This is a genomic window from Sulfobacillus sp. TH-112 (assembly GCF_057473405.1).
In genome coordinates this window covers 1-7,363 of the sequence record NZ_JBYCKN010000087.1, presented here as the reverse complement: position 1 = coordinate 7,363, position 7,363 = coordinate 1, and the positions used below count along the sequence as shown (strand labels likewise).

Sequence of the window (7,363 nt, the reverse complement as noted above, 5' to 3'; positions counted from 1 at the left end):
TTCGGCCGTCGCGTTTTTCTTTATACTGGTAGTCACTAGCGATTCCTCCTTAAGATGGGGTAGCACTCTCTATTCAACCAGAGAGCCATCAGGATCGCTAGTTTCAATTTCCACGAAAAACAGGGCATTCTCATGTGCGGCCATGGGACCAGAATTCGGCTTGCCGCAACTCATGATTAGTCGGCGCGTCTTTGGTGGCTTAGGAGGTATGGTCCCCGCACTACTCAATTACCTCAGCACTATTGGCTGGTTTTCCGTCAACAATATTCTGGGCTCGTTTGCCTTAAGGGTGCTCTTCCCGGCTCTTCACTATTGGCAAGCGGCAGGCATGCTGGTGATTATTCAAGGGCTTCTCGCGATCTTCGGGCATAATCTCATTCATCTTTATGAACGGGTCATGTCGCTTGTATTAGGTGTGCTCTTCGTCGTGGTCTCGATTATTTTACTGGAGCATCCCCGCATAGCTGCCTACCATCCAACATTACATTTCACACCATGGGCATCCATCGCTCTTGTTATTGCTGCCGCTCTTTCCTATCTAGGCAGTTGGGCTCCCTATGCATCAGACTACAGCCGTTACTTACCCCAAAACACCCCTCGTGGCCAAGTACGACGAGCCAGCTTTTGGGGAGGATTTATCGCGTCCCTGTGGCTAGAGTTAGTCGGCGCCGGGGTCGCTGTCGTCGTCCGCTCGGGTAACGGCAACCCCATTTCCGCGCTCTATCATGTCACCGGAGGGTTAGGAGACGTTGCGGTCGCTGCCATCGTGCTCGGCGGAACCGCCGCTGACGCCTTGAATCTCTATTCTAATGCACTCGCTGCTGGCGCCATGCGCATTCCACTTCCCCGATGGAGTCTTGCGATTATTGCTAGTGGTCTAGGACTATCGTTAAGTCTCTTAGGGTCTGGATCTTTCGAACAATATTACGACAACTTTCTCTTAGTGCTCGGATACTGGCTTACTCCTTGGCTTGGCGTCATGTTAGTGGACTTTTACGCGAGACGAACCAGGGGTGACGAGCAGCGCCATCGAAATGCGATCGCTGCTCTCGTCAGTTTCTTAGTAGCTCTTCTCGCATCCATTCCTTTTATGTCATCCAGTCTTTACGAAGGTCCCGTGGCCAAAGCCCTTGGCGGCGCCGACCTCACCTTCTATGTGGGATTTTTGTTGTCAGCCTTCCTCTATGGGCTGTGGGTATTTCGCCGTATCCCTAGACAAGACACGCACACCACCCATTGTCGGCAGCATCAGTCTGAGCTCACGCCGTAGCCAATTCCGTTGTTATTTTCGTGGGTCAAATTCTTCCATGTTACAAAGATGCGATGTCATTCGTTAAGGTAACAGGTATGACTATCTTGGGCGAAGGAGACCCTCTACCATGATCAGCATTTGGAACAGTATTTTGGGCGTATGGATCAATATTGGAACCCATATCTTTCCTCCCGTGATTCATCCGATGATGGTACACTTCCCCATTGTGTTGCTCTGGGGTAGTTTGTTAGTAAGCCTGTTGGCGTTTTTCTGGCACACGCCGGATCGATTCTTAGACCGCTCAAGCTTTTGGCTGTTAGTGTTGGGCCTCATCGCTGGAGTCTGGGTCTGTGCAACCGGTGTGATTTCTGAACAGTTTGTCAAATGGACCCCTACCACCGCGGCACTCCTCAGCACCCATCAAGCCTATGCAGTGCTGACCGGTCTCTTTGGATTGCTGGCATTGGCATCGCGCCTCATAGCCCGCTATCCCCGTTCGCAACAATCCGATCGAGTTTGGTCACTCAATGGACGCGGACGAGGCCGGCAAACGGCGCTATCTTTTATTTTCTTATTGGGTGCAGTGGTGATGATTACGTGGACGGCCTCCATCGGCGGAACCATGGTCTATCAGTATGGCGTGGGAGTCCACGGAGTATCCTACAAGGTGCCCGCCGACTTACAAACATCACATTAACATACCACTCTTGCCGCGACATGCCCGTTGTCTGTCGTTGGGGAACTGGTGCTCTTGGAATCTAGAGGAAAAGATGCCCGCTCGGTCCCCCGGTGGTGCCATCATCCTTGTGAGTCCACCAAGAGTGCGCCCTGCGTACTCTGAGTTGCGTATTGAGACCACCTGGAAGAAAATATCTCTAAAGGAGTGGTCAGCTCGCGATCCAATCGGGAAGAGCTCATTCAACATTTAACGCCTCCGCCGGGCATTGTTATGCCGCCTTATCCTGCTTCGCGGGACCGAGTCTATCGGTTTTCCCTGGTGGCGATAACTATGGGCTATTGTGCTTCTGGTATTGTCGCGTTTACGCCAAATGGCTTGGCCGAGACCATCATTCGTACGTTTATTGCCGTTAGTACGGTGGTGGCCTCGTATAGCTTTTTAGTATGGTTGCGAAATTGGCGATTTCTGGTTCGATCTCTCGCCATTCTTGGACTCCTCCTCTCGCCTATACTTCCTCTAGCCAGCTTGGCAACCTCCGTATCAAGCTCCGCTATCATGGCCGCAAAGGAAACCCACTGCTTTCATTTTCTGGCCGGAAAAATTATCCCTTGGTATTCTCTGGCATTAGGCATTAGTCTTATTACCACAACCAATGCGTTCATCCACGGCATCGGGTGGCTTATTCTCGCTGGCCTGTGGGGCTGGCTGGTATGGGCACGATGGCAATTACCGTTGTTCGAACTGATGGTCGCATCAGTGGCTGGAGATCAATAGCCTAGCCCTAAAAATGCGCATGAGCTCAGAGCCCTGTCCTCCCTCCCCCATCCATAGTCCTTGCCTGAGGCATGGGTCCAAAACATCCCGGATTAGAGGAGAGTCAGGTCGATTGACGGGCCGTCACCCGAGGACCGTAAGACGTTAATCGAATCGTTCCTAGGGATCACTGTCCCGATTCCATAGACATCAACATGATACAATTCGTGTATGGAGGAAAGTAACATGTGTACACCATGGTGGCGTTTTCTACTGATGTTAGGGGTACTGGGGAGCTTCTGGCACCCCATGTTGGCGATCATCATCGTATTGCCGATCGGATCTTGGGTATTGGCGCGGGTGCTACATCGCGACATTTGGCCCACGCAATACCAGTGTCGGCTACCGGATGCGCGTTAAAAGTCGCGAAATCTTTAAAATACAAAGGCTGCCCTTGAGGGACAGCCTTTCTCAGCTTACCGTTTGTCTAAAGGAACAAAATCGCGATGCGTGATCCCGGTGTATTCCGCCCGCGGGCGAATGAGACGATTGTTACTATATTGCTCTAATACGTGGGCAGTCCACCCTGACACCCGACTCACTGCAAACACTGGAGTAAAAATATCGGTTGGGATGCCCATCTGCGAATAGACCGAACCCGAATAGAAATCGACATTGGGATAGAGTTTCTTCGAACTCATAATCGCCTCGCGCACCTCGTTCAACATGTCATACCACTTCAGATCTTGAGCGTCTTCGCCAACATCTTTTGACAGCCTCCGCAAGATAATGGCGCGTGGGTCTTCCGTATGGTACACGCGATGGCCGAATCCCATAATTTTTTCCTTATGGGCTAAGGCATTTTCAATCCATGGCTTAGTGTTGTCAACCGTTCCAATCTTACCTAACATGTACATGACCTGTTCGTTGGCACCGCCATGCAACGGTCCCTTCAATGTGCCAATCGCCGAGGTAATCGCCGAATAGATGTCCGACAGTGTACCGGCAGTGACCCGAGCGGAAAACGTGGAGGCATTGAGTTCATGATCTGCATGTAAAATCAAGGCGGTGTTAAACACCTGTGCGTGTAAGGCCTTCGGTCGTTCGCTGTGCATCATATACAAAAAGTTCTCCGCCAGGGGGAGGTCCCGATTCGGCTCTACCGGTTCCTCTCCATGGCGGAGACGGTCAAATGCGGCGACGATTGTCGGTACCTGCGCTACCAACCGAACCGCTTTACGGTGATTTGCGTCCGAATCCATGGCACTCCCATCGGGGTCATAGATCCCGGCCAAACTCACCGCTGTTCGCAATGCATCCATCGGATGCGTATCGTGCGGCAAAGAACGCAAGAAGTCCTTTACTGGCTGCGCCAGGGGGGCTGCGCTATGCAACTGCTGATTAAACTTTGACAACTGCTCTTTATTCGGCAAGTCGCCATACCATAACAAGTACACTACTTCTTCAAAGCTGGTCGTCTCGGCCAAATCGGCAGCATTATAGCCACGATAGACTAAGCGCCCCTCGTTTCCGTCAATAAAACAAATGGACGAGGTATTGGCCACTACATCTTCGAGTCCCGCCTTAAATCCCTCTTCTGCCATTGTGACGCCTCCTTGTATTACTCTCTATGTACAAACAACCGCTGGACAACCACCCACCAACGATAGTTTCGAATAACAACTAAATTGTACTCCTCTTCCGCCAAAAGCGATCCCCTAAATTTTTCTCACCCTCTTCTCACCACATGGTTTCGCCGTTTGACACGCTTTATGCTCTTCTTTTCACTACCTTTTACGACTATTTCTGCTTTGCGGCTATCAATTGCTATAATAGCCCTAACGAGAGTGTTGGAGGAGCCAAAAATTTGTTAAGAAACCGAATTCGAAAGGTTCCCGTCACGGTACGGGGAACCCATTATATCCATGAGTATTTAGTACTACCCGATGTCTGCGCCGTAATTGCCGAGGTGCCAGAAGGAATTGTGCTGGTCGAACAATTTCGCCCAGCGTTAGGACGGCGGATACTCGAACTTCCAGCGGGACGGCTGCGTCGCGGCGAAGAACCCGTACAAGGAGCACGCCGCGAGTTGGCTGAAGAAACCGGCTATCAGGCGGGAGATATGCGTCTCATATCCCGATTTTATCCATCAGCCGGTTTATCGCGTCATAAGGTACATCTATACCATACGATTCATCCCACTCCAGGTGAAACTCACTGGGATGCCACGGAAGAAATTGAGGTCAAGATCATTCCTGTGACCGAAGTGCCGAACCTGCTCATTGAAGGGCGGGCTGCCGATGCAAAAACTCATCTCGGTTTGGTCTACTTTCTCAATGCCCGTGGCTGGTTAATGCAGAGAGGTCGATGGCGACCGACGGAACTCGCACAACGGTCTGACGAAAAACGATAGATCATGGCATTAAAATGTACTATACAATTCACCAATATCGGCTACAATGACCTTAATGGCATCCGAAAGGAGGCTTCTTCGGTGAATTGTGAACATTGCGGAGCCAAGGTGGTCGATGGTGGCCACTTGTGTGCGGATTGCAGCGTCGCGGAAACCTCAACGGATATGGCACCGCGTCCGTTGGCCAAAGTGGTACCTTTTCGTCCTAAGAAGCGCCCGGTCGCTGTCAGTCCGCGTACCGCTGCCCGTCGACGCCGCCGCGCACCAATCGCGTTATGGTGGATCGTGGGGATTGTGTCGTTGTGCTTAGTCCTCCCCTATATCTATCCTCTTCTGCATTAGCCATGGCACAGTATACTCGCATTGTGACCTTGGGCGCAGAATTACCGGAAATATTGGAAGCGTTGCATGTTGCCCAACTGGTAGTGGGCGTGTCCGGGTTTACGCGACGTCCAGCGTGGGCCAGGCAACTTCCCAAAGTGGGCGGATTCGTAAGCCCCAATCTTGAGACCATTCGTCAGCTTCAACCTGACCTGGTGATCTCGACATCACACTTGCAACATGCTATGGTCGGACAGCTTGCGTCTGAAGGATACTCTGTATTCTACACTAATCCTACCAGCCTAAACGACGTGCAAGTCCTGATCGAACGGCTGGCGAGTCTATTGGATGCAGACGATACGGGTCGCCTGGTGGTGGCCCAGTGGCGCGAGCGCATCTATGCCCGTCCCACGGTAGCTGACCGGATTCGCATTCACTTTGAGGAATGGGGAGACCCGATTATGGCCCCTATCCCTTGGGTGGCCGAACTGCTCCAACTAGCAGGGGCAGAGTTGGCTTTCCCAGAACTCAGTTCTGAGCGATTTGCCAAGGACCGCATCGTCACCCCTGACGCCATTGCCAGTCGCTCCCCCGACGCTGTTCTGGCGTCCTGGTGTGGTCGTCGAGTCGACCTCGAAAAAATCCAATCACGGCCCGGCATGGCTCCACTCGCCCCTGAGCGAATCCGCATGGTGCCCTCAGACCTATTTTTACAACCGGGGTTAAATCTCATGCAGGCCCGAGACCAGTTGGACCAACTGCTCCGTGGCTGGAGCACCTAGAGCCATTCACTCTTATCTAATTGCGGTTGCAAAGCTCGGTTCAAAGACTCCGCCAAAGCGTCGGCCATATCGTCAATTAAGGTATCGATTTCCTTAGGGGTCACCATCAGTTCCGCAAACCGCGTCCCCAGCACCTCATCAATCAGTCCCCGCTGCTCCGAGGGCGCCATTTCTTGGAGAATATCATAGAACACCATGTCTCCGGCCAATTGTTGACTCAACAGATGGATCGCCTCTTGGGCTATGCTGATGGACTGCACCACGGTGCAGACCCCGATCGCAATCACCGGGACTCCAACACTTTCTTCCGTGAGTCCCTGGCGCCGATTCCCCACTCCCGACCCGGGGTGAATTCCGGTATCGGCAATCTGCACACTGCCCAACAATCGATCAAGATTCCGTGCGGCCAGGGCATCAATCGCCACCACAAAATCCGGTTTCGCCTCGCTCACAATGCCACGAATAATGTCCAACGTCTCAATTCCAGTGGTGCCTAGCACCCCTGGGGCAACCGCAGATACCGCCCGCATCCGGTGGCGCATGTCTTCCGGCACCACCCGACCAAGGTGACGGGTGACCAGCAATCGCTCCACCACCCGCGGTCCTAAGGCGTCAGGGGTGGCATTCCAATTGCCTAGCCCGACAATGAGCGCACTTTTCGCGGTATCTTGGGGAAATAGGGCTTTCAATTGATCCGTCAATTGGCTAATCAGGGCGCCCTTGAGGTCCGGATCGCGATCTTTAAAGGTAGGTACATCCAACGTGATATAGTGTCCTCGCGGCTTCCCCATCAATCGTTCAGCAGACTCCTCATAAATTTCCACCTCGGTCACCACCACTCCGGATCGCCGTGTTTCGCGCACTCGGACGCCGGGAACTTCCTCCTTAGCATCCCCACGCACGATATCCCGCGCTTCAAGCGCCATGTCCGTATAGACATGAATGGGTTCAAACGACTCCTTACGTTCTTCCAAATCACTCCGCCTCCGGTTGGACTCCTCGCTTAGCCCTGTGATGATCTTAGAGTGACCTGGCGCAAAGCCAATTATACACCGGACCTCCGCCGGACAATGGGTATGGCTGATGCGAACGCCATAACCGCATCGCGCGCGATGATGATAGGCGCCACCACCACGGAGACAAACATGGTTAGCAGAGGATTC

General features: G+C 52.7%; 9 protein-coding genes. 7 read left to right on the top strand and 2 right to left on the bottom strand.

All coding sequences use genetic code 11. The features are described from left to right. The first annotated feature begins 142 nt into the window (after positions 1-142). The 4 genes from ACOJWD_RS05810 to ACOJWD_RS05795 all read left to right on the top strand — a co-directional run bounded on the left by ACOJWD_RS05810 (position 143) and on the right by ACOJWD_RS05795 (position 3,104). Positions 143-1,270 carry a purine-cytosine permease family protein gene (locus ACOJWD_RS05810; protein ID WP_486992276.1) on the top strand — a complete coding sequence of 376 codons (1,128 nt, stop codon included), beginning with the start codon at positions 143-145 and terminating at the stop codon, positions 1,268-1,270. Between the two features lie 109 nt (positions 1,271-1,379). After that, positions 1,380-1,949 carry a DUF2231 domain-containing protein gene (locus tag ACOJWD_RS05805; RefSeq protein WP_486992275.1) on the top strand — a complete coding sequence of 190 codons (570 nt, stop codon included), beginning with the start codon at positions 1,380-1,382 and terminating at the stop codon, positions 1,947-1,949. A gap of 312 nt (positions 1,950-2,261) precedes the next feature. Next, positions 2,262-2,705, top strand: coding sequence for a hypothetical protein (locus ACOJWD_RS05800; RefSeq protein ID WP_486992274.1), 444 nt, complete (start codon positions 2,262-2,264; stop codon positions 2,703-2,705). 225 nt (positions 2,706-2,930) lie between these two features. Continuing rightward, positions 2,931-3,104, top strand: a complete 174-nt coding sequence (locus tag ACOJWD_RS05795) for a hypothetical protein (RefSeq protein ID WP_486992273.1) — start codon at positions 2,931-2,933, stop codon at positions 3,102-3,104. Positions 3,105-3,160: 56 nt separating this feature from the next. Here ACOJWD_RS05795 and ACOJWD_RS05790 read toward each other — a convergent pair whose 3' ends face one another. Further along, positions 3,161-4,288: a citrate/2-methylcitrate synthase gene (locus ACOJWD_RS05790; protein WP_486992272.1), complete on the bottom strand. Its 1,128-nt coding sequence runs from the start codon at positions 4,286-4,288 to the stop codon at positions 3,161-3,163. A 263-nt stretch (positions 4,289-4,551) separates the two neighbouring features. Here ACOJWD_RS05790 and ACOJWD_RS05785 point away from each other — a divergent pair, with 263 nt between their 5' ends. The 3 genes from ACOJWD_RS05785 to ACOJWD_RS05775 all read left to right on the top strand — a co-directional run bounded on the left by ACOJWD_RS05785 (position 4,552) and on the right by ACOJWD_RS05775 (position 6,200). Further along, a complete protein-coding gene (locus ACOJWD_RS05785) occupies positions 4,552-5,097 on the top strand; it encodes an NUDIX hydrolase (protein WP_486992271.1) in 546 nt (181 codons plus the stop codon). An 81-nt stretch (positions 5,098-5,178) separates the two neighbouring features. Next, entirely contained in the window at positions 5,179-5,439 is a 261-nt protein-coding gene (locus ACOJWD_RS05780) for a hypothetical protein (RefSeq protein WP_486992270.1), read from the top strand. Then, positions 5,400-6,200, top strand: a complete 801-nt coding sequence (locus ACOJWD_RS05775; protein WP_486992269.1) for a helical backbone metal receptor — start codon at positions 5,400-5,402, stop codon at positions 6,198-6,200. The genes ACOJWD_RS05780 and ACOJWD_RS05775 overlap by 40 nt, the downstream gene beginning before the upstream one ends. Here the strand turns inward: ACOJWD_RS05775 and gpr are convergent. After that, a complete protein-coding gene (gene gpr / locus ACOJWD_RS05770) occupies positions 6,197-7,174 on the bottom strand; it encodes a GPR endopeptidase (protein WP_486992268.1) in 978 nt (325 codons plus the stop codon). The genes ACOJWD_RS05775 and gpr overlap by 4 nt on opposite strands. Positions 7,175-7,363 lie beyond the last annotated feature (189 nt).

Bases quoted from the DNA above. Each gene is read 5' to 3' on its own strand.
- ACOJWD_RS05810 (WP_486992276.1), top strand. From the start codon at position 143: ATGGGACCAGAATTCGGCTTGCCGCAACTCATGATTAGTCGGCGCGTC.
- ACOJWD_RS05795 (WP_486992273.1), top strand. From the start codon at position 2,931: ATGTGTACACCATGGTGGCGTTTTCTACTGATGTTAGGGGTACTGGGG.
- ACOJWD_RS05790 (WP_486992272.1), bottom strand. From the start codon at position 4,288: ATGGCAGAAGAGGGATTTAAGGCGGGACTCGAAGATGTAGTGGCCAAT.
- ACOJWD_RS05805 (WP_486992275.1), top strand. From the start codon at position 1,380: ATGATCAGCATTTGGAACAGTATTTTGGGCGTATGGATCAATATTGGA.
- ACOJWD_RS05800 (WP_486992274.1), top strand. From the start codon at position 2,262: ATGGGCTATTGTGCTTCTGGTATTGTCGCGTTTACGCCAAATGGCTTG.